Below are 21,326 nucleotides of genomic sequence, written 5' to 3'. Positions count from 1 at the left end.
GCCTCCATATACAGCCCGGTCGAGTTCGTCATAAGACACCTCAGGCCAGCACTGCAGGGACAACGGCCCGCCGGCACCGATCTGCCGCGCATAATTGCTCGTCCGGTTGGTCCGCCCCGCCACCACCTGAGCCTGCGCGTCCGGGTAACTCGTCGCATCGGTGCTCGCGAGCGTGATCCAGCCGAACATCCGCGCGGTTCCGTCGCCCTGCATCGTCACGACATAATCCGCCTGCCAGTCGAACCCGCCCGCCAGATAGGAAAGCTGCACGGTCACCGTCCGCGCGACCGGCGACGTGGTTTCGATCGACAATGTCGGCCTGGCCGACAGCCCCGACGGCACCGCATCATAAACAATCGTCTCGTTCAGCCCCGAACAGCGCAGCGCCTCGAACCCGTCGGCGGTCTCCAGCACCGCCGCGCCATCCGCGCCCGAGCGGATCACCGCCTGTTCCTCGCGCACCTGCCCCAGCGCATCGGTGCGCCGGATCGTCACGCGCCGCCCGAGCGAGCGATCGTACAGGCTGCGCGGGCTGAGCAGATCGGCGTCGAGATTCTTCTCGCTCACGTCCGACGGCAATCCCGTCACGATCGCGCTTTCGGAGAGGATGCCGCTCGACACCCCCTCGAACCGGATCACCGCAGTTCCGGCAGGGATCGTGATGGTCCGCGTCTCGGTCACCAGCGCAAAACCGTTCAGCCAGCTGCGGTTGATCGCCTGGTCGCCGCCACGATTGGGGTCGCGATAAAGGGTGATCGACGTCGCCTCCGGTGCGTCCGACACCACGACGGTCTGCGCAGCGGCGGGCATCGCCACTACACCAGCCAGCAACGAGAGGATCAGGCGGCGCATCGCCCCTGGCCCTGCCCGCTCAGTACCGGGTTTCGGTGACGACGGTCAGCACGGTCTCGCCATTGGCGGGGACCGGCACTTGCCACACGCGGCTGTCGGCACCGCGCTGTTCGCCCTCCAGCGTCTCGCTCACCACGCGCGTATCGGCCCATCGCCAATAGAGTCCGTCCTGGATCAGTTCGACCGTCACCGGCTCGCTGCGCGCATTGGTCAGCGTATAGCGTTGCGTCGTGCGCCAGCGGTCATCCGACAGCCGCTCGCGATTCTCGACCACCGGGCGCACGCGCACATCGAATGCATCGCCGGTGCGGATCGACAGCGCGGAGCCCATCGGCGTGTGGCCAATCGTATTCTCGCCGATGAATTGCGGCTGTCCTTGCGCATCGCGGACATAAACCCGCACCGTCCCCGCGGGCAGCGCATCGCCCAATCCGCCGCTGCGCGAGGACGAGAAATTGAGCACGGTCGATGCGCTCGTCGGCTCGTCCTGGCTCTGGAGCCAGTTGGCCCGGAACTGATAGCCGCGCTGCGCGGGCACTGCGGCGACGTTCAGGAAACTTAACTGCTTCTGCTGGTTCGCCGCCACCGTCGTCCGGCGTTCGATCGGATAGAGATAAAAGTCGCCGAGTTGCGCCCGGTCTGCGGTTTCGGTCCCCGCCTGGACCAGCCCACCCTGCTGCGGCCGCACGGGCATGGGTCGCCGGATGCCGGGCCGGGGTTGCTGGCCAACCGTCGCGGGCACGCCCGCGACCATCACGATGTCGGCATCGGGAAAGGCGGTTGCGCCCGAATTGTTGAGCGTGATCCACCCCTGAACGTCGATCGCGCCCTTCGCCTCATCGAACAAGGCGACGTAATCGGCCCGCCAGCCGAGCCCGTTCGACAGATAGGAAAGCGTCACCGGTCGCGTGCCGTTGCGCGCGCTGTCCAGCGTCACCGACAAAGTGGGTCTCGCGCGCAGATTGGGCGGCAGGCTGGGATAGATCACCCGCACCGGCAGCCCGTCGTCGCGCAAGACTTCTATCCGCCCGCCGATATCCAGGACGACGCCGTTGTTCGCCGCAAGTACCCGTGCCTGTTCGCGCGTCTCCACGCCAGTGCCGGGATTGGTGCGGACGAGGGTGATCGTCTGGCCAACCGCCTTCTGCATCAGCGCGGCGGGGCTCAGCAGGTCGTAATCGAAATTCTGTTCGACGATCTCCACCGCATCGGCGGACAGTCGCACGGTTTCGGGGCGGATGTTTTCGGAGACGTCGCGAAATTCCTGCCGCGTAACCCCGCTCGGCAGGTTGAGTTGGCGCGTGTCTTGAACCAGCGTCGTGCCGTCGGAATAAATGGTGAGCGCGACATCGCCCTGCGCATTGCCGCCGGGCAGCGCGGTCTGTGCGGATGCCATCCCCGGAACCGCCACCAGCGCCAGCATCATCAAACCACGCATCGCACACTCCCCCCTCAGGTCGAACCCGAGCCTAACAGGTTGGGCGAGCTTGCGAAGGGGGAAAAGGTTTTGGCTTGGTTACCTCGCCCAACACAAAAGGGCCGATGGGAGGTGATGCACCCAACTCATCCCCGTTCGTGCTGAGCTTGTCGAAGCACAGTCCTTTCTTGCGTAGCCAAGAAGGACAGCATTTCGACAAGCTCAATGCGAACGGGAAGGGGTGGTTCAGACTTTGGATAAGCCAGTAAAACGAAAAAGGCCGGCACCCTTTCGGACACCGGCCTTGTTTCATTCGATCGCTGACAGATCAGGCCGCGTCGGCAGACACATCGCCTTCGTCGCGCGTTACCCGGCGACGGCGGCGGGGCCGTTCTTCCTCGCTCTCGGCCGCGGCACTATCGCTTGCCGACACCGACAAGGCGGGCGGCAGAATGGCGGCGTCGAACCCAGCGTCGCTGCTTTCCTCGACCTTGGCACGCGGCGGACGACCGCGACGGCGTGCCGGTGCAGGTGCTTCCTCGGCAACCGCTTCGGTCTGGACCGGGGCGGCGTCGCGCGGCTGGCTATCGCCTTCTTCACGGCGCGGACGACGCGCTTCGCGTTCGGGACGGTCGTTGCGTTCGTTCCGCTCGGGACGTTCAGCCCGCTCGCTACGTTCCGGGCGATCGTTACGCTCCGGACGCTCGGTGCGCTGCGGACGATCATTGCGATCCCCCCGGACGTCCCGATCATTGCGGTCGTTGCGTTCGCCCCGCTCGCGGCCATTGCCACGATCGTCGCGGTCCTGGCGGTCGCGATTGCCGTCGCGGTCGCCGCGGGCATCGCGCTGCTGGCCGCGATCATCATCGTCCATGTTGGAGATGTCGGTGTTGTAATCCTCACCGTCATCATCGTCGCCGGCGTTGGTAAAGTCGTCGCGACCGCGGCGGGGCTGACCCTGCGTGCCGTTCTGCTCTTCCTGGCGTGCGCGATTGTCGCTCAGCACGCGGAAATAATGGTCGGCGAATTGCAGATAATATTCTGTGTTGACGCGGTCGCCCGCCATCTGGGCATCGCGCGCCAGATTCTTGTACTTTTCGAGCAATTGGGGCGCATTGCCGCGTGCCCGGCTGTCGATGCGATTGCCGCTATCGCCGCCTCCGCGACCTGCGTTGCCACCACCACCTTGCGGGCGCTGCCCACCACGACCGCGACGGCGGCCGGCTTGACGATTATTGATCAAGTTCGCCTTGTCCTAATTCTAGAACGTCCTGTTCACCAGAACCCTTGGCCGGAGGCCGCCGAAGCAGCCAGCGGATGCGTGCCCATATACACGCCGACCCGGTCCCACCGGGCCAACATGCCTGCGCGCCAGCGCCGCCGGACGACAGCGGCTGCATGACATGGATCGGGTCAATCTGCGCGTTTTCAACGATTTAAGGGAGAAAACGCTTGCCCCAAGCCGGTTCTTAACCGCTGGGGCGTTGATCGCCAAGCACAATATGCGCCGCCTCTTCGGCTTTTTCAACCATATGTGGCGATCAGGGCACGGGGCCGCCCGCCCAGGTCGCGGCGGCACGCGACCGTCGCGCCATGGACTTCGAGCAATGCGGTGACGCTTTCCCGCTGGGTGTGACCCATCTCGAGGATCGCAACCCCGCCCGGCGCAACCAGCCCCGGCAATTGCGGCGCAATCCGCCGGTAATCGTCCAGCCCGTCGGCCCCGGCATAAAGCGCTGAACCCGGTTCATACGCAGCGACCTGAGCGTCGAGTATCGCGTCAGCCTCGACATAGGGCGGATTGCACAGCACCAGATCGAAGCGGGCATCGATCCCCACGCCCCAGTCGCCAAGACGAAATTTCGCCCTGTCCGACGCAATCCGGTCACCGTTACGCCGCGCGTAATCAAGTGCAGCTTCCGACGAATCGACGCCGAGTCCCATCGCATCGGACCACTCCGCGAGCGCCGCGAGCAACAACGTCCCCGGCCCGGTGCCGAGATCGAGGATCGTCGCGGGCGTGCGGTCGCCGAAATACGCCACCGCCGCCTCGATCAGCGTCTCGCTGTCTGCACGTGGGATCAGCACGCCCGGACCAACCGCCAGATCGATCGTCCAGAAGGCGCGCGTGCCAGTGATATAGGCGACTGGCTCATGCGCCATCCGCCGCGCGAACAGTGCGTGGAATGCGGGCGGCACCGGCTCATCCAGTTTTCCAAGCAACATCGCCTCGCGCGAACATCCCAACGCGTGCGCCAACAGCAATTCGGCATCGAGCCGGGGGGTGTCGGAGATGGCGGAGAGCTGGGCGGCGGCCTCGGACAGGACAGCAGCGATACTCACCACCCTAACCCGTTCGTTTCGAGCGACGTCGAGAAACGCCTGTGAGCGTTCCGGTCGCGTTTCTCGACTTCGCTCGAAACGAACGGATGACGGAGGCGAATTGGTGCAACGGTCAACCCCCATCCAACTGCGCCAGCCGGTCCGCCTCGTCCGCGGCCATCAGCGCCCCGACCAGTTCGTCCATCTGGCCTTCCAAAATTTCGGGCAACCGGTGCAGCGTCAGGTTGATCCGGTGATCGGTCACCCGGCCTTGCGGGAAATTATAGGTCCGAATCCGCTCCGACCGGTCGCCCGATCCGACCATAGACTTGCGCGCGCCCGCGCGTTCGGACGCCAGCTTCTCGCGCTCGGCCTCGTACAGTCGCGTGCGCAGCACCTTCATCGCCTTGTCGCGATTCTTGTGCTGGGATCGTTGGTCTTGCTGGATCACGGTGATGCCGGTGGGCAAATGGATGATCCGCACCGCCGAATCGGTCGTGTTCACATGCTGCCCGCCCGCGCCGGACGATCGATAGATATCGATCCGCAGATCCTTGTCGTCGATGTGGAGATCGACTTCCTCCGCCTCGGGCAGCACCGCGACCGTCGCGGCGGAGGTATGGATGCGCCCGCCGCTTTCGGTGACAGGCACGCGCTGGACCCGGTGGACGCCGCTTTCGAACTTCATCCGCGCGAACACGCCCACGCCGTTCACCGACGCGACGACTTCCTTGTATCCCCCCGCTTCCGACGCACTGGCGGAGATCAGCTCGACCTTCCACCCCTGCGCATCGGCATAGCGCTGGTACATCCGCATCAGGTCGCCCGCGAACAACGCCGCCTCGTCGCCCCCGGTCCCGGCCCGAATTTCGAGCATCGCCGGCCGCGCATCGGCGGCATCGCGCGGCAGCAGCGCCAGCGCCAGCGCATGTTCCGCCGCTTCCAGCGCCGTCTCATTCGCGCGCAATTCTTCCGAGGCCATCGCCCGCAACTCGGCATCACCATCGCGCGTCATCGCGTCGAGCGACTGGCCTTCCGCGCGCAACCGCCGCACCTGCCCCGCCGCCGCGGCGACGGGTTCCAGCTCGGCATATTCCTTGGACACCGCAACGAAACGATCGCCCGGCAGATCACCGGTCGCCATCTGCGCCTGCAACTCATCCCGCCGCGCCTCAATCGCGGCGATGCGGTCAGCGGGGATGCGGGTCATTTCGCGCGAAACGGCAAGAGTAGTTGCCCGCCATGCTCGACTAAAGCCAACCACGTTTGCGGAGACACATCGAACCGCTTACGAAGGTAGGCTTTCAGCGCGATATTTAGACGACCGCGCGTACGGAAACGATCATTGAGTCGCCGTTTAACCGATAGCACGAAGAAATCGGGTTCATCAGATTCCCGGATAGAAACTAAATAGTCTGCGGACGTCCGTGCGGCTTTGTCAGCACGCTTTTTAAGATTGCCGTCGGCGAACAACATTGCAGGCATGTCGTTTCCGCGCACCTGCCGAACCAGATCTCTTCCTAAACTGTTCAAGCGCGGGTGATCGCTCTCGATAACAATCGCGACACTACGCAAAGGCTTACCAATATCGGGCAGCAGCATCTGCAACCGCTCGATTCCAGCAGCCCAGCCGACCCCTGGTGTCGGGCTCCCGCCCAAACTCTCGATCAGCCCGTCATAGCGCCCGCCTGCAAGCACTGTTCCCTGCGCGCCCAGTCGATCAGTGACAAACTCGAACGCAGTATGCCGGTAATAGTCCAGTCCACGCACCAAACGCGGGTTGCGCTTGAAATCAACATCGGCCGCTCGCAGTCCATCTTTCACCGCCTTGAAGAACGCCGCCGCTTCCTCGGTCAGATACGCATCGATATCCGGCGCAGAATCAGCGATCGGCCGGTCGCGAGGATCTTTCGAATCCAGAATCCGCAGCGGATTCTTCTCCAGCCGCGCCAGGCTGTCCTCCGACAATTCCCCGCGATGCGCCTCGAAATGCGCGACCAGCGCTTCGCGCCACGCGTCGCGCGTCTCGGCATCGCCCAGCGTGTTGAGCTGGAGCGTCACGCCCTCGCTGATGCCAAGCTCGCGCAGCAACTGGTCGGCGAGCACCAGCAGTTCCACGTCGGCCTGCGGTTCCGGCGCGCCGATGATCTCGGCGTCGATCTGGTGGAACTGGCGATACCGCCCCTTTTGCGGGCGTTCGTAGCGAAACACCGGGCCATGCGTCGCGATCTTCATCGGCGCGTGCTGCTGCCAGCCTTCGGTGATGAACGCGCGCGCGATCCCGGCGGTGAATTCGGGACGCAGCGTGAGCAGGTCGCCGCCGCGATCGGGAAAGGTGTACATCTCCTTCGACACCACATCCGACGTCTCGCCCATCGTCCGCGCGAACACCTGCGTCGCCTCGAACACCGGCAGTTCGACGCGTCCGAAGCAATAAAGCCGCCGCACCCGGTCGAACGTGTCGACGACATGGCCGAACCGGCGCTGATCCTCGAACGCGATGTCCTGCGTGCCGCGCACGCGCTTTGGGGTTTCGATCCGGGCCATAGGGGCGGGCTGATATGCAAGATTTCGCCGCAACGCCAGTATTTCGCGCGATCGGGGAACTTGCGCGGGCGGGGTCGGTTCGCTAATCGCCTCCGAACCCAGTGAGCGGGTATAGCACAATGGTAGTGCAGCAGCCTTCCAAGCTGAATACACGGGTTCGATTCCCGTTACCCGCTCCAGAGGTTTCTCCTCGGTTCAGGATTTGCGCGGAATGACGTTCGCGACCGACCGGCTGGTGATTACCCCCGACGCTATCGACCCGACCCGCTCGCCGCTCCGCGATCTGGATGCGGAAACCTATGTGCTGGGCGCGTTCAATCCCGGACTGACGCGGTTGCCCAATGGCAATCTGCTGCTGATGGTCCGCATAGCCGAGGCGCTCCGCGAGCCCGTGAAGGACGGCCATGCTCGTGCGATTCGCTGGGAAGCGGGTCACTACGTGCTGGACCACTGGCCGCTCGACGCCGTCGAGATGGATGACCCCCGCACCTTCCGTGTGAAGGACGCGGGTGGCTGGGACGTGATGGCGCTGACCTCGCTCTCCTGGCTGCTGCCCGTCGAACTGTCCCCCGACGGGCTGGAGGTGATCGCCTTCGATTACGACCGCGCCATCGCTCCGCAACATGCCGTGCAATGCTATGGGATCGAAGACGCGCGGATCAGCCACATCGACGATCGCTGGTGGATGACCACCTGCTCGGTCAGCCCCGAGCGGCAATCGACTACCCTCTATTCGAGCACCAACGCGAGGGACTGGCGGTTCGAAGGCGTCGTGCTCGACCATCAGAACAAGGACATGCTGCTCTTCGAAGGGCGGATCGACGGGCAATATTGGGCGCAGACCCGACCGCTGGGCGCGTCCTTCTTCGCCTATCCCCCGGGCAGCGACTGGCGCGCAGGCCCGTCGATCAACCTCGCGACTTCCCCCGACGCGCTACATTGGAAGCCGCATCTGGAACCCGGCATACGCCCGCACGCCGCAACCCTGGCGACCGCGCGCATCGGCGGCGGCGCGCCTCCCATCCTGACGGAACGCGGCTGGCTGACCCTGTGGCACGGGGTCGAGCCCAACGACAGCGTCGGCACCTACCGCACCTATTGGAGCCTGCTCGACGCCCGCGACCCCTCGCGCACCATCGCCACCGACCACGCACCGCTGATCGAGGCGAACCCCACGCTCACCGCGCGGATCGATCACCAGATGTACTTACGCGACATCGTCTTCACGACCGGCATCGTCGATGCGGGCGATCATTTCATCGTCGCGTCCGGCGAGGCCGATCTGGCCTGCCGGATCACCCACATCCCAAAGGCGCGGTTCGGGCTTTAATCGACCTTCTTCGCCTGCAACGCGTCGCGAATCTCACGTAGCAGCACGATGTCGGCGGGATCGGCGGCGGGCGGTGCGGTTCCTTCGGCCTTTTCGCGTTCCATCGTTGCCGCCATGCGGTTCACCGCCTTGACGAACAGGAAGATGATGAACGCCAGGATCAGGAAATTGATCGCGACCGTGACGAACTGGCCGTATCCCAACAACGGCACGCCTGCTTCCTTCAGCGCGGCATAATTGGTGAGCGATCCGGCATAGCTATCGGGCACATCGCCAAGGATCACGAAGAAGCTCGAAAAATCGAGCCCGCCGAACAGCCAGCCGACCACCGGCATGATCAGATCGTCGGTCAGCGATTTGGTGATCGTCGCGAACGCGCCGCCGATGATCACGCCGACCGCCAGGTCGATGACGTTGCCGCGCGCGATGAAGGTCTTGAATTCGTTCAACATTGCCGGTCTCCCTGCCCCCGAGGATCCAATGTGCATTCCGATTTCGCTTTTACGCCACCCATCCGGTGTCGTATCAACGGGTAACACTTAGGCGATGAAAGGCCACCGCATGTCAATTCGTCTCGCATTTATCGGTCTTATGGCGCTCAGCCTGTCGGCTTGCGGCATCAACAGCGTGCCGACGGCAGAGGAAAATGCCAAGGCCAAATGGGCCGATGTCCAGGCCGCCTATCAGCGCCGCGCCGACCTGATCCCCAATCTTCAGGCGACGGTACAGGGTGCGGCGGGCAGCGAACGCCAGATCCTGACCGAAGTCATCGACGCGCGCAGCCGCGCCACCGCGATCCAGATCACCGGCGACGACCTGACCGATCCGGCCAAGGTCCAGCAGTTCCAGGCAGCGCAATCGCAGCTTGGCGGCACGCTATCGCGGTTGATGGCGACGGTCGAAGCCTATCCCCAGTTGCAAAGCCAGCAGGGATTCCAGACCTTCATGACCCAGATCGAAGGAACCGAGAACCGCATCAACATCACGCTGCGCGATTATAACGAAGCGGTCCGCAGCTATAACACCACCATCCGCACCTTCCCCGACGCGATCGGCGCAAAGGTGATCCACGGTGCCGAGCCGATGGTCCCGTTCGAAGCGCAGGCAGGCGCGAACCAGGCGCCCACCGTCGATTTCGGCAACAGCAACTGACGCGCACGCCCGTCATGCTGGCGTTGTTCGCATTGCTGCTGGCCGGGTGCGATGCCGGGCCAGCGGCAACACCGGTCGGCAATGCCGTCGCTGCACCCGTATCGACGTCGTATCCGGCACTCACGGGCCGCGTCGTCGATGGTGCGGAATTGCTGGACGATCAGACGGAAGCACGGATTTCCAGCCAGTCCGAAGCGCTGGAGGCGGCAACGGGAAACCAGTTCGTGACCGTCACCGTGCCGACGCTGGGCGGGCAAAGCATCGAGGAATTCGGTCTGGCACTCGGACGCCAATGGGGCATCGGGCGTGCCGAACATGACGACGGAATTCTGCTGATCGTCGCCCCCACCGAACGCCGCGTGCGGATCGAAGTCGGCTATGGACTGGAAAAGACGATGACCAACGCACGGGCGCAAACCATCATTGACGATCGCATTCTACCCCGCTTTGGCGAGGGCCGGATGCAGGACGGTATCGTGGCCGGTACCGATGCGATCGTCTCAGTTCTCGCCGACAAGGAGGTCGCCAAGTGATGCTCTCTATCCGAGGGATCGTCGCAGCGTTGGCCCTGTTCATGGCGCTCCCGGCAGCGGCGCAGACCTTTCCCGAGCTGACGGGGCGCGTCGTCGATTCGGCGGAATTGCTGTCGCCCGAACAGGAAGCGCAACTGACCGCGCTGTCGGCGGAGATCGAAACGGCGTCGTCGCGGCAATTCGTGGTCGCGACGGTGCCCGACCTGCAAGGCTATCCGATCGAGGATTACGGATATCGGCTGGGTCGCGAATGGCAGATCGGGCAGTCGGACGCGAATAACGGCGTCATCCTGCTGGTCGCGCCCAATGAGCGCCGCGTCCGGATCGAAGTCGGTTACGGCCTGGAGCCTGTGATCCCCGATGGCTATGCGAGTCAGGTCGTCAACGGCACGATCCTTCCTGCGTTTCGCGATGGCGATATGGGCGGAGGGATCGTTGCTGGCGCGAACCAGATCGCCGAGCAGCTTCGCCTGCCGCTCGAACAAGCGGAAGCACGTGCGCTGGAGGCGGCCAAGGCCAGCCGCTCGTCGCGCGGCGGCGGCGACGTCAACTGGATCGCGATCATCTTCTGGGTCGCAGTGCTGCTGTTCATACTCGTCCCGATCGTCATCGGCGCTGCGGGCGGCAAGAAATATCGTCGCGGTCGCGCGCCGGTCGTCATCTGGGGGCCGACCTGGGGCGGCTCGTCGGGCGGCGGCTGGGGCGGCGGTGGCTTTGGCGGCGGCTCGGGCGGCGGGTTCGGCGGTGGAGGCTTCTCCGGCGGCGGCGGGTCGTTCGGCGGCGGCGGCGCATCGGGGGGCTGGTGATGGCGACCATACGACTTTCAGAGGCCGACCACGCTCGCGTCACCGCATCCGTTGCGCGCGCCGAACAGGGCACCGATGGCGAGATCGTGACGATCGTCACTGGCCATTCGGACGATTACCGCGACGTCGCGTTCATCTGGGCGGTCGCGGCAATGCTGTTCGCGATCGGCGCGATCGCGCTGTTTCCGGGCGTGATCGAGGCGAAGCTAGACTGGATGTCGGGCGGATGGCGGGCCGAGGGCGATGCCGAGGCGCAGCGGCTGTTGCTGTTCGTGCTGGCGGCCGAGTTGATCGTCTATCTGGTCGTGCGATACGCGCTGTCCTGGGACCGGCTGCGGTTCGCGCTGACCCCGCGCGCGGTCAAGTCGCGACGGGTGCGGCGGCGCGCGGTGCAATTCTTTCGCGCCAGCGCTGAAAAGCGCACCACGACCCGTGTCGGCATCCTTCTCTACCTCAGCCTCGACGAGCATGTGGCGGAGATCGTCGCCGATGAAGCGATCCACCACGCCGTCCCGCCCGAGCGCTGGGGCGATGCGATGGCTGCGTTGGTCGATAAAGTGCGCGAGGGCGATCCGGCAGGCGGTATGGTCGCGGCGGTCGATGCGATCGGCGACATTCTCTACGCGCATGTGCCCGCATCCGAGGACAATCCCAACGAATTGCCCGATCGGCTGATCGAGCTTTGAGCCTGCCCCCCGATCACGACGCGCCCACCCAGACGATGTGGGCAGGGCAGTTCATTACCGCGAAGAAGCAGGGGCGCTGGGAATATGTTTCGCGCGCTCGCGGCATCCGCGCGGCTGTGATCCTGGCGGTGGACGACGGCCATGTGCTGCTGGTCGATCAATACCGCGTGCCGCTGGGTCGGCGCTGCCTCGAACTGCCCGCGGGACTGATCGGCGACGACAGCGCGGGAGAGGCGCCGGAAGTAGCGGCGGCACGCGAGTTGGAGGAAGAAACCGGCTACCGCGCGGGGCGGATCGACGATTTAGGGGAATACTTCTCCTCGCCCGGCATGGTGTCGGAGGCATTCTACCTGATGCGCGCGCATGATCTGGTGCGGATTGGCGAAGGCGGCGGCGTGGAGGACGAGGGGATCGTCGTGCACCGGGTGGCGCTGGCCGAGGTGCCGGACTTCGTCTCGGAAATGCGCGCGAACGGCTATGCGGTGGACGTCAAATTGCTGTTGCTGCTGGCAGGATCGATCCTGAGATAAGCGGCAAGCCAAGCCCTAATACCCGTTTGCATTGAGCTTGTCGAAATGCTGTTCTTTTCTTCGTTCCAAGAAGGACAGTGCTTCGACAGGCTCAGCACGAACGGAAAAGATAGGTTTTTACCGCTCTCTACCGGAAATTATCGGCGTAGGCCTGAAGCTTCAGCTTGCGCTCCGGTGCCGCAACGATGTGGTGCGCGATCCCCTCGCGCGTCGCATAGTCCACCGCCGCTTCGCAGGTCGGGAAACTCAGCCGAACCTGCTCGCGAGTATCGCCCGAACCGGCCCATCCGGTCAGCGGATCGGGCTTCTTTGCCTCGGTGGGTTCGAACTCCAGCACCCATTCGGCGGTGCGCGCGCGGCCCGACTGCATCGCGTTCTTGGGGCGCTGATAGATACGGGCGGTGGGCACGGGGCAAACTCCGGTTTCGACTCGCGTCCCGATTAGCGCGAACCGCGCGCGCGTGCATCCGCATTTTTGGTACGCAGCGTCGGTGATGCGTTTGCGGGGTCTTCGGGCCAGGGATGGCGCGGATAGCGGCCGCGCATTTCCTTGGCCACCGCCGCCCAGCTACCGCTCCAGAAACCCGGCAGATCGCGCGTCGTCTGGATCGGACGTCCGGCAGGCGAGGTCAGGCTGAGCACGAGCGGCACACGTCCGCGCGCCACCATCGGATGCGTGGCCAGCCCGAACAGCGCCTGGGGCCGGCATTCGACGGTCGGACCGGCTTCTGCCGCATAGTCGATTGTATGACTCGATCCGGCCGGGGTGGAAAGCCGCGCGGGCGCGATTGCATCCAGCGTCCGCATATCATCCCAGCCAATCAGCCCTTCGAGCGCTTGGGTGAGGGCGACAGGCGACAGGGCGTCGAGCCGCCGCTTCCCCTCGACCAGCGACGGCAGCCATTCGTCAATCCGGTCGATCAGCGCCGCATCGTCGATCGCAGGCACCTCCGCGCCGTGCGCTGCGGCAAAGGCGGCGCGTGCCCTCAGCGACAGCGCGCTTTCGTCCCACGGCAATAGCGACAGGCCATGGGTGCGAACCCCCTCGACCAGCGCCGCTGCAATCGCTTCCTTCGATGCCGATGCATCCTGCCCGCCGCCCAGCTTCAGCGCGCCCAACCGCCGTTCGCTGGTCGCGGCGACGCTGCCGGTTACGGGATCGAAGATGACTTCGGTGCGGCGCTCGATCCGGTCGCCGTACAGTGCCTCGATAGTCGGCAGGTCGATCGCCGCCGCCGACAATATTCGCGCACCCGATGCCGCACCCTGTACCTCGCCCACCGCCAGCCATTCCTCGCGCGCAAGGCTCGACAGCGGATCGAGGCGGTAGCCGCGTCCGCCGACCGATGCCCAATGCTCTCCCGACACGTCGCGCCGCCGCGCGATACGGTCCGGGAAGGCAAGTGCCAGCGCCACCGCGATCGGCGAGGCACTCGGTCGGGGTCTCGCACCCGGCGACGCGGCGGCAAGGGTCACCCATCGCCGCGCCAGCGCCCGCCCGGCATCGGCGCGCTTGCCGCGTTCGCCGCGCCAGCGCCGGGCGCGCGCTTCCAGATCGGGATCATTGCCGCCCAACCCGCGTTCGCCGAGCAGCACGGCCACCTCCGACGCAGCGTCGGCGATACCGAGTTCGCCCGCCCGCACCAACATATGGGCGAGACGCGGCGGCATCGGCAATGTCGCGATCATGCGCCCATGCTCGGTCGGACGACCATCATCGTCCATCGCGTCCAGCGCGCGCAACCGCCGCCGCGCTTCGCTCACCGCTGCTTCGCTCGGCGGATCGAGCCAGCGCAGATCGCGCGGATCGGCGACGCCCCAGATTGCGCTCGCCAGCACCAGCGCGGACAAATCGGCTTCGGTGATTTCGGGCGGGTCGAAGGGCGGCAGCCCGGCAGTCGCGGCTTCCTCCCACAATCGATAGGCGATGCCCGGCGCCTGCCGCGCCGCGCGACCGCTGCGCTGAGTGGCCGACGCCCGGCTGACGCGCTCGGTCACCAGCCGCGTCATCCCCGCCGCGCGGTCGTACCGTGGACGCCGCGCCAGCCCCGAATCGATGACGATGCGGATGCCATCCAGGGTCAGCGAGCTTTCGGCGATCGAGGTGGCGAGCACGACCTTGCGCCGACCCTCAGTATCCGGGCGGATCGCGCGACGCTGTTCGGCGGGGTCCGCACCGCCGTGAAGCAGGTGCAACGCGATGTCGCCGCTCTGTCCATCCAGCCGTTCAGCCGTGCGACTGATCTCCGCAACGCCGGGCAGGAAAGCAAGGATTCCGCCCTGATCCTCGGCCAGCGCTCGGCGGATGGCGCGCGCCATCTCGTCCTCGATCCGCGCTTCGCCATTTCGTCCGACATGACGAAGTTCGAGCGGATGGCTTCGGCCTTGGCTCTCGATCACGCGTGCGCTGTCCATCAGGTCGGAAAAGCGCTCGCCGTCGAGCGTCGCCGACATCGCCACCAGTCGCAAATCGGGTCGCAACCCCGCTTGCGCGTCCAGCGCCAATGCCAGCGCAAAATCGCTGTCGAGGCTGCGCTCGTGGACCTCGTCGAAAAGCACCGCGGACACCCCCGACAGTTCTGGGTCGGCCTGGATGCGGTTGATGAAGATGCCTTCGGTCAACACGGTGACGCGCGTCGCCACCGACCGTTTGCTGTCCATGCGGGTGGCGTAGCCGTAGGTCCGACCCACCGCCTCGCCCGCCAGTTCCGCCATGCGTTCGGCAGCGGCACGCGCGGCCAGGCGACGCGGCGACAGCAACAGAATTTCGCCGCAGCACCACGATTCACGCAGCAGCGCGGGCGCGACCGCCGTGGTTTTGCCCGCGCCTGGCGGCGCGACGAGCACGAGGTTCGGCGTATCGCGAAGCGCGGCGATGATATCGGGAAGGACCGCCGCGATCGGCAGCCCGGCGGCTGGATCAGCCGCGGCCATTCAACAAGCTGGGCACGGCGCGCAGACAGGCATCGAGCGCGGCCTTGTCCCCGCTTGCCGCTGCAGTGCGCGCACGGTCCTGTGCGGCGGCGAAATCGCGGTCGGTGACGTCGGCATCACGCGCGATCTCAGTCGCGGCGAGCGACCAATACAGGTCTGCCTGAAACAGGTCTTCATTCTCCGCATCGGCCATGCTGGCGACATGCGCAATCGCCGAGCACCGTTGGGCTTGGTCGAGCGTCGGGCGCTCGCCGGCAACTTGCACGAAGGCGGAAGCGGCAATCAGATACGCAAACACCACACTGCCCCCTTTAGAAGTCGATCCATTCGGTGCCGCCGGGCGCAATCTGGTCCTCGACCTTGTCGCCGATCCAGACAAACCCGGTCACCAGCCCGACGACCACCGCCACTTCGACCAGCAGGATCGCGCCCCATACCAGTTTCGGGTGGAACGGTCCGATCTGGTCATAGCCATCGGTAGTCACGCGGGGGGTGTTGCGCATTTAATAAGCCCTGTGAATTGCGAATTCGACGGCCTCGACCATCGCGCGCTTGGCGGCGGAATCGGGGAAAATACCCAGCGCGTCGATCGCGCGCTGGCCGTAATGGCGCGCGCGTGCCAGCGTGTCGGCGACGGCGTTGGTTTCCTGAACGCGGCGCGTTGCCTCGGCCAGATCGTCGTCGGACGAGCGGCGTCCTTCGATCGCGTCCTTCCAGAATGCGCGCGCCTCGGCATCGCCGCGGGCATAGGCCAGAATCACGGGCAGCGTCATCTTGCCCTCGCGGAAATCGTCGCCCGCATCCTTGCCCATGGTCCCTGCGTCCGACACATAATCGATCGCGTCGTCGACGAGCTGGAACGCGATGCCCAGATTGCGGCCGTAAGCGTCGAGCGCGGCTTCCTCCGCCTCGGGCCGCTCGGCAACGACGGCGGCGATCCGGCACGCGGCGGCGAACAAAGCGGCGGTCTTCGCGCCGATAATGTCGAGATAGCGTTCCTCGGACGTGTCGGTGCGCCGGGCGGCGGTCAGCTGGTTGACCTCGCCTTCCGCAATCACGGCGGACGCATTGGAAAGGATTTTCAGCACCTTCAGGCTGCCATCCTCGACCATCAGCTCGAAGCTGCGGCTGAACAGGAAATCGCCAACCAATACGCTTGCCGGATTGCCCCAAATCACGTTGGCGGTTCGCTTTCCGCGGCGCAGGTCCGATCCGTCGACGACATCGTCGTGGAGGAGCGTCGCGGTGTGGATGAATTCGACCGTCGCGGCCAGCCGGTGATGCCGCGTGCCCGCATAATCAAGCAGCTTCGCGCTCACCAGCGTCAGCATCGGGCGCAGCCGCTTGCCGCCGCCTGCGATCAAATGCCCGGCCAGCGTCGGGATCAGCGGAATGTCCGACTGCATCCGGTTCAGGATCACGCTGTTCACGAGGTTCAGGTCGTGCGCGACCAGCCCGACGAGCGGATCGAGCGATGGGGCGGAGGATGCGCCCAGACGGTGGACCGTGGCTGTCATGTCGCTGCGCGATGTGGCGGAGGGGCCAAGCAAAGGCAAGGGCGGGTTCAAGAAAACCAGGGTTGCCGCGGGGGAAAGGGAAGGCGACAAGGCGCGCAATCCTTCGATCAGAACCCAAGGGGACGCGCATGACCGACGACCGGCTGGAGCATTACCGCCAAAGCATCGACAATATCGATGCCGCGCTCGTCTTCATGCTGGCGGAACGGTTCAAGGTGACCCAGGCGGTCGGCCGTTACAAAGCGGAAACCGGCCTGCCCCCCGCCGATCCGGGCCGCGAGGAACGCCAGATCGAACGGCTGCGGGCATTGGCGAGGGATGCGAACCTGGACCCTGAGTTTTCCGAGAAATTCCTGCGCTTCATCATCGACGAAGTGATCCGGCATCATCAGCAGGCGCGCGACGGCGCCTAAACTACTCCGTCACCCCGGCCGCTGTGCCGGGGTCCAATAAGCCGCTTTCAAGTGGCTAAAGAATTCAGCGCATCGGATGCCGCTCGGTGGACCCCGGCACTGCGGCCGGGGTGACGGCAAGGGTTACTCCGCCGCAAGCAAGCCTTCCGCCCCGCCCAGATCGACCGAGACCAACCGGCTGACCCCCCGCTCCACCATCGTCACGCCGAACAATCGGTGCATCCGCGCCATCGTCGCGGCGTTGTGGGTGACGATCAGGTAGCGGGTTTGGGTCTCGCTCGTCATCGCGTCGAGCAGGTCGCAGAAGCGTTCGACATTAGCGTCGTCAAGCGGCGCGTCCACTTCGTCCAGCACGCATATCGGCGCGGGGTTGGTCAGGAACAGCCCAAAGATCAAAGCGACCGCTGTCAGCGCCTGCTCGCCACCCGACAAAAGCGTAAGCGACTGGAGCCGCTTGCCGGGCGGCTGAGCCATAATCTCAAGTCCCGCCTCCAGCGGATCGTCCGAATCGACCAGGGCGAGATGCGCCTGTCCCCCGCCGAACAAGGTCGTGAACAGCCGCTGGAAATGCTTGTCCACTGCCTCGAACGCGGCGAGCAGGCGCTGACGGCCTTCGCGGTTCAGCGTCCCGATCGACCCGCGCAGCCGGTGGATCGCGGTTTCCAGTTCGTCGCGCTCGCAGATGTTGGTCGCCGCCCCGGTTTCCAGTTCGGCGAGTTCGGCCTCGGCCACCAGATTGACCGGCCCGATCCGCTCGCGCTCGACGTTCAGCCGTTCATGCTCGGCGGACTCCGCGCCGGGTTCGCGCACGCTGTCGGCTTCGAACGCCAATCGTTCTGGCAGCAAGGGCGGCGGGCATTCGAAGCGCTCGCCCGACAGCCGCCCCATTTCCACCCGGCGCAGTTCCTGATTTTCGGCGCGCGCCAGTGCCCCGGCGCGTTGTTCGCGCGCTTCGGCAAGCGATTCGGCGGCGGCGGCTCCGGTGGCCTCCAGCGCACGCAACCCCGCCTCGGCCTCGCGTTCGGCAGTCACCCCCGCTTCGGACGCGGTGCGCGCTTCCGCCGCAGCATTGCGCGCGGCGTCGAGGGCGCGCGCAATGCTGTCGGGCTTCGTCGCCAGCACCGCTGCTTCCTCGACGAGCGCGACGGCGCGCTTGTCCATGTCGGCGATCCGTTTGGCGGCATCGCCCGCGCGCGCTTTCCAGTTGCGGATGTCGGCGGTGGCGCTCGCCTGACGCTCGCGATCAACGGTCAGCGCCTGATCGATGGCGGCACGCTCGGCGCGCGCGGCGGCAACCGCGCCGCGCTTCGCTTCCGCACCGCTGGTCAGTTGCGCGACCCGTTCGCGCGTGGCGCGGCCGTGGGGGAGCGCGGTCAGCGTCGCATCGGCGCGCGCGACTTCACCCTCCGCATCGTCGCGATCGACCGCGGCGCGAGTCGCACGCTGCGCCAGATCCTGTGCCTGCGCATCAAGTCGTTCGAGCGCGGCGACGGCGCGGTCCTCGGCGCGGGCGGCGTCGCGCGACAGGGATTCGCTGGCATCCAGCAACCGCCTGCAATCTGTGGCGGCGCGCCGCGCCTCTGATATGTCGCCATCGACGCGCGTCAGATCACCGTCGGCGGCATCGACCGCACGAATCAGCGCCGGGCGCGCCTTTTCCAGCGCGCGGAGCCGGTTGACGCGCTCCAGTCGCTCAGCCGCCGCCGCGCCGCCGCTACGTGCGACATAGCCGTCCCAGCGTCGCAATACCCCCGCCAGCGTGACGAGGCGCTGGCCGACCGCAAGCGGCTGGCCGTCATCGGTCTCCGCCACGAAAATCTGCGCCAGCCGCCGCGCCAACGCATCCGGTGCCTCGACCATGCGAGCAAGCGGCGTGGTGCCATGCGGCGCGGGCGGATCGGCGGAAAGCGGCGACGCGCCTGCCCAGTGGCGCTCGTCGCTGGGATCGAGCCCGGCTTCGAGGTCGTCGCCCAGGGCCGAGGCGAGCGCGCGTTCGTAACCGGGTTCGGCGTGCAGCCGGTCGAGCAACCGGTCGCGGCCCGACGGGCGAATCGCCTTGGACAAAGCCGCCGCTTCGCTGTCGAGCGCCGCAAGTTCGGCGTGCGCGGCGGCGCGGGCGCTTTGCGCGCGGCCCTGCGTGTCGATCGCGGATCGCTCCTGAGCATCGGCACGGGTCAACCCGGCGCGCGCCGATTCGATCTGGCGTTCGGCGCGCGCCCGGTCCTTGCGTGCGGTATCACGAGCGGCCTCCAGCGGCACAGCGTCCGACAGCCCGGCGCGCTCCGCGTCGATGCGCGCGACATCGCGAGACGCACGTTCTAACCGCTGACGCGCCGCCGCGACCGCCGCCTGGGCGACTCGCGCGTCCGCCGCCTCGCGCGCCTGATCCGCAAGTGCCTGCGCCAGCGCGACTTCGGCATCCCGGGATGCACGCTCAGCCTCGGCAAGCGCGGCATCGGCAGCGGGCACGCGTCTCCCGGCCTCGGCGACCCGCGCCTCCAGCGTCTTTATCTCCTCCGCCAGCCGTTTGAGCGCGTCGGCAGCATCGCGCGCGAGATCGCCCTCACGCGCGCGGTCGGCGTCGAGCCGTTCGCGCGCACCCGCGACCTCATCGATGCGGCGCGCGGTCGCCGACTGTTCGGCCTCCAGCGCCTCCAGCCGACGTAGCGCCTCGCTGGCGGCATCGCGTGCCTCCAGCGCAGCCGCACGCGCCTTGGCCAGTTTCCCCGTCGCATCGTGGCTATTCGCCGCCGCCGCACGCTGAGCCTCCGCACGGCTGGCAACCAGAGCCTCTGCCGCCTCGGCTTCCTGCTTGGCGACATCCGCCGCCGCCGCCGCATCCCGCCATCGGGCATAGATCATTCGCGCCTCGGCGACGCGGATGCGGTCGGACAGGATGCGATAGCGTTCGGCCTGCCGCGCCTGACGTTTGAGTTGCGCTGCGCGGGCTTCCTGATCGGCGATGACCTCGCCCAGCCGCGTCAAATTCGCTTCGGTCGCGCGGAGGCGTTGTTCGGCATCCTTGCGGCGGACGTGCAGCCCGGCAATCCCCGCCGCTTCCTCCAGCATCGCCCGACGTTCGGCGGGTTTGGCGGCGATCACCGCGCCGATCTTGCCCTGGCTCACCAGAGCGGGCGAATGCGCGCCGGTGGCAGCATCGGCGAAGACCAGCCCGACGTCCTTGGCGCGGACATCGCGGCCGTTGATGCGGTAGGCCGACCCCGCCCCCCGCTCGATCCGGCGGACGACTTCGAGTTCGTCGCCATCGTCGCCATCGGCCAGAATAGAGACTTCGGCGAACTCACGCTGCGGCCGGGTTGCGGTCCCAGCGAAGATCACGTCCTCCATGCCCGAACCGCGCATGGACTTGGCGGAATTCTCCCCCATCGCCCAGCGCAGCGCTTCGAGCAGATTGGACTTGCCGCAGCCATTGGGGCCGACGACGCCCGTCAGCCCCGGCTCGATCCGCAGGTCGGCGGGATCGACGAAGCTCTTGAAGCCCGAAAGCCGCAATCGCCTGATCCGCATCGCCCCCGCCCCCCGGCGCCCTCGTTAGGCGCCTGCGGCCTTGAGTGCCTGTTCCACCTGCGGCCAGGCGACCGCGTTGGGCACGACCTTGCCGTTGAGCAGGAAGGTGGGTGTGCCGGGCAGATTATACTCCTGCGCCGCGCTCTGCGTGCCGTCGGCCAGCGCCTGTGCGGCATTGGTGTCGGCCAGGCATTGGCGAAGCTGGGGTTCGGGCACACCCCGCGCCTTGGCGAATTCGACATAGCCGAGCGCATCGGCCAGCGCGCCTGCCTGTTGCGCAGGGGGCATCCCCTGAAGCTGTGCCTGCAAGCCTTCGCCTGCGGCCTCCAGCCGTTCGAACACCGCCGTCTGATCGGCCATCATCCCCTCAAGCATGGGAAAGAACGCCGCCGTCCCGCCACACTGGCCGACCAACGATGCCGAGATGTCGAGCGGCGAGCGGATGAAATCGCGATACTCGAAGCTCACCTTGCCGCTCGCGACATATTGCTGCTTGAGCGGCTCCGACGCGGTTTCGGAGAAATTGGCGCAGGCCGGGCACGACCGCGAACCATATTCGACCAGCTTGAGCGGCGCATCGGGGTTGCCCATGCGGAAGCCGCCCTCGGGGGTGCGCTCGACCACTTCGGTCCAGTTCTGGCCCGCAGGCGCAGCGACATTTTCGACCGAACCGGCAGGCGCGGTCACGACGTTGCCGTCGCTGTCGCCGCCACACGCCGCAAGTGCCAGAGCCGAAACCGTGATGAGCAGGGTACGCAT

At 66.3% G+C, this 21,326-nt stretch carries 21 protein-coding genes and 1 tRNA gene (1 of these 22 running past the window's edge); 8 read left to right on the top strand and 14 right to left on the bottom strand.

Features of this window, described 5'->3' with window-relative positions:
- The 6 genes from ENHY17A_RS05245 to hisS form a co-directional block, all read right to left on the bottom strand.
- Window positions 1-852: the 5' portion of a DUF4139 domain-containing protein gene (locus ENHY17A_RS05245; RefSeq protein ID WP_159710725.1), read on the bottom strand. It extends 666 nt beyond the left edge of the window; the window shows 852 of its 1,518 coding nt (coding positions 1-852); its start codon is at window positions 850-852; its stop codon lies off the left edge, out of view.
- A gap of 19 nt (window positions 853-871) precedes the next feature.
- Window positions 872-2,290, bottom strand: a complete 1,419-nt coding sequence (locus ENHY17A_RS05240) for a DUF4139 domain-containing protein (protein WP_159710723.1) — start codon at window positions 2,288-2,290, stop codon at window positions 872-874.
- Window positions 2,291-2,597: 307 nt separating this feature from the next.
- Entirely contained in the window at window positions 2,598-3,512 is a 915-nt protein-coding gene (locus tag ENHY17A_RS05235) for a DUF4167 domain-containing protein (protein WP_159710721.1), read from the bottom strand.
- Between the two features lie 281 nt (window positions 3,513-3,793).
- Window positions 3,794-4,612 (bottom strand): peptide chain release factor N(5)-glutamine methyltransferase, encoded by an 819-nt coding sequence (prmC, locus tag ENHY17A_RS05230; protein WP_236547760.1) that lies wholly within the window; start codon window positions 4,610-4,612, stop codon window positions 3,794-3,796.
- Window positions 4,613-4,724: 112 nt separating this feature from the next.
- The gene (prfA, locus tag ENHY17A_RS05225) at window positions 4,725-5,801 is read right to left on the bottom strand and encodes a peptide chain release factor 1 (RefSeq protein ID WP_159710717.1); all 1,077 of its coding nucleotides are present in this window, start codon (window positions 5,799-5,801) and stop codon (window positions 4,725-4,727) included.
- The gene (gene hisS, locus ENHY17A_RS05220) at window positions 5,798-7,138 is read right to left on the bottom strand and encodes a histidine--tRNA ligase (protein ID WP_159710707.1); all 1,341 of its coding nucleotides are present in this window, start codon (window positions 7,136-7,138) and stop codon (window positions 5,798-5,800) included. Before hisS ends, prfA begins: the two co-directional genes overlap by 4 nt.
- A gap of 105 nt (window positions 7,139-7,243) precedes the next feature.
- Here hisS and ENHY17A_RS05215 point away from each other — a divergent pair.
- Together ENHY17A_RS05215 and ENHY17A_RS05210 are read left to right on the top strand one after the other, a co-directional pair.
- Window positions 7,244-7,317: transfer RNA gene (locus ENHY17A_RS05215), tRNA-Gly, on the top strand.
- A 32-nt stretch (window positions 7,318-7,349) separates the two neighbouring features.
- Window positions 7,350-8,468, top strand: a complete 1,119-nt coding sequence (locus ENHY17A_RS05210) for a glycosidase (RefSeq protein WP_159710705.1) — start codon at window positions 7,350-7,352, stop codon at window positions 8,466-8,468.
- Here ENHY17A_RS05210 and mscL read toward each other — a convergent pair.
- On the bottom strand, window positions 8,465-8,920 hold the full coding sequence (gene mscL, locus ENHY17A_RS05205) for a large conductance mechanosensitive channel protein MscL (RefSeq protein ID WP_159710703.1): 456 nt from the start codon (window positions 8,918-8,920) through the stop codon (window positions 8,465-8,467). The genes ENHY17A_RS05210 and mscL overlap by 4 nt on opposite strands.
- A 109-nt stretch (window positions 8,921-9,029) precedes the next feature.
- Between mscL and ENHY17A_RS05200 the strand changes: the two genes are divergently transcribed.
- From ENHY17A_RS05200 to ENHY17A_RS05180, 5 genes are read left to right on the top strand one after another with little or no spacing between them, the layout of a single operon-like run.
- Entirely contained in the window at window positions 9,030-9,620 is a 591-nt protein-coding gene (locus ENHY17A_RS05200; RefSeq protein ID WP_159710701.1) for a LemA family protein, read from the top strand.
- Between the two features lie 14 nt (window positions 9,621-9,634).
- On the top strand, window positions 9,635-10,153 hold the full coding sequence (locus ENHY17A_RS05195) for a TPM domain-containing protein (RefSeq protein WP_159710699.1): 519 nt from the start codon (window positions 9,635-9,637) through the stop codon (window positions 10,151-10,153).
- Window positions 10,153-10,959, top strand: coding sequence for a TPM domain-containing protein (locus tag ENHY17A_RS05190; RefSeq protein ID WP_159714164.1), 807 nt, complete (start codon window positions 10,153-10,155; stop codon window positions 10,957-10,959). Before ENHY17A_RS05195 ends, ENHY17A_RS05190 begins: the two co-directional genes overlap by 1 nt.
- Window positions 10,959-11,645 carry a TPM domain-containing protein gene (locus ENHY17A_RS05185; protein ID WP_159710697.1) on the top strand — a complete coding sequence of 229 codons (687 nt, stop codon included), beginning with the start codon at window positions 10,959-10,961 and terminating at the stop codon, window positions 11,643-11,645. Before ENHY17A_RS05190 ends, ENHY17A_RS05185 begins: the two co-directional genes overlap by 1 nt.
- Window positions 11,646-11,680: 35 nt before the next feature.
- Window positions 11,681-12,175, top strand: a complete 495-nt coding sequence (locus tag ENHY17A_RS05180; protein ID WP_159714162.1) for an NUDIX hydrolase — start codon at window positions 11,681-11,683, stop codon at window positions 12,173-12,175.
- 127 nt (window positions 12,176-12,302) lie between these two features.
- Here ENHY17A_RS05180 and ENHY17A_RS05175 read toward each other — a convergent pair whose 3' ends face one another.
- Genes ENHY17A_RS05175 through ENHY17A_RS05155 form a run of 5 tightly spaced genes read right to left on the bottom strand, consistent with a single transcriptional unit; the run spans window position 12,303 to window position 16,626 of the window.
- Window positions 12,303-12,584 (bottom strand): ETC complex I subunit, encoded by a 282-nt coding sequence (locus ENHY17A_RS05175; protein WP_159710695.1) that lies wholly within the window; start codon window positions 12,582-12,584, stop codon window positions 12,303-12,305.
- A gap of 32 nt (window positions 12,585-12,616) precedes the next feature.
- Window positions 12,617-15,109 carry an ATP-dependent helicase HrpB gene (gene hrpB, locus ENHY17A_RS05170; protein ID WP_159710693.1) on the bottom strand — a complete coding sequence of 831 codons (2,493 nt, stop codon included), beginning with the start codon at window positions 15,107-15,109 and terminating at the stop codon, window positions 12,617-12,619.
- On the bottom strand, window positions 15,096-15,407 hold the full coding sequence (locus ENHY17A_RS05165) for a hypothetical protein (RefSeq protein ID WP_159710691.1): 312 nt from the start codon (window positions 15,405-15,407) through the stop codon (window positions 15,096-15,098). The genes hrpB and ENHY17A_RS05165 overlap by 14 nt, the downstream gene beginning before the upstream one ends.
- 13 nt (window positions 15,408-15,420) lie before the next feature.
- Window positions 15,421-15,612, bottom strand: a complete 192-nt coding sequence (locus tag ENHY17A_RS05160) for a hypothetical protein (protein WP_159710689.1) — start codon at window positions 15,610-15,612, stop codon at window positions 15,421-15,423.
- The gene (locus tag ENHY17A_RS05155) at window positions 15,613-16,626 is read right to left on the bottom strand and encodes a polyprenyl synthetase family protein (protein WP_159710687.1); all 1,014 of its coding nucleotides are present in this window, start codon (window positions 16,624-16,626) and stop codon (window positions 15,613-15,615) included.
- A gap of 128 nt (window positions 16,627-16,754) precedes the next feature.
- On the opposite strand from ENHY17A_RS05155, the gene ENHY17A_RS05150 reads away from it, so the two are divergent.
- Window positions 16,755-17,039, top strand: coding sequence for a chorismate mutase (locus ENHY17A_RS05150; RefSeq protein ID WP_159710685.1), 285 nt, complete (start codon window positions 16,755-16,757; stop codon window positions 17,037-17,039).
- 123 nt (window positions 17,040-17,162) lie between these two features.
- Here the strand turns inward: ENHY17A_RS05150 and smc are convergent, their stop codons facing one another.
- A complete protein-coding gene (gene smc / locus ENHY17A_RS05145) occupies window positions 17,163-20,567 on the bottom strand; it encodes a chromosome segregation protein SMC (protein ID WP_159710683.1) in 3,405 nt (1,134 codons plus the stop codon).
- A 24-nt stretch (window positions 20,568-20,591) separates the two neighbouring features.
- Window positions 20,592-21,326 (bottom strand): thioredoxin domain-containing protein, encoded by a 735-nt coding sequence (locus tag ENHY17A_RS05140; RefSeq protein ID WP_159710681.1) that lies wholly within the window; start codon window positions 21,324-21,326, stop codon window positions 20,592-20,594.

The sequence above is a fragment of the Sphingomonas sp. AX6 genome (assembly GCF_902506605.1).
Lineage (GTDB): Bacteria > Pseudomonadota > Alphaproteobacteria > Sphingomonadales > Sphingomonadaceae > Sphingomonas.
This window is presented reverse-complemented; position numbering and strand designations above follow the sequence as displayed.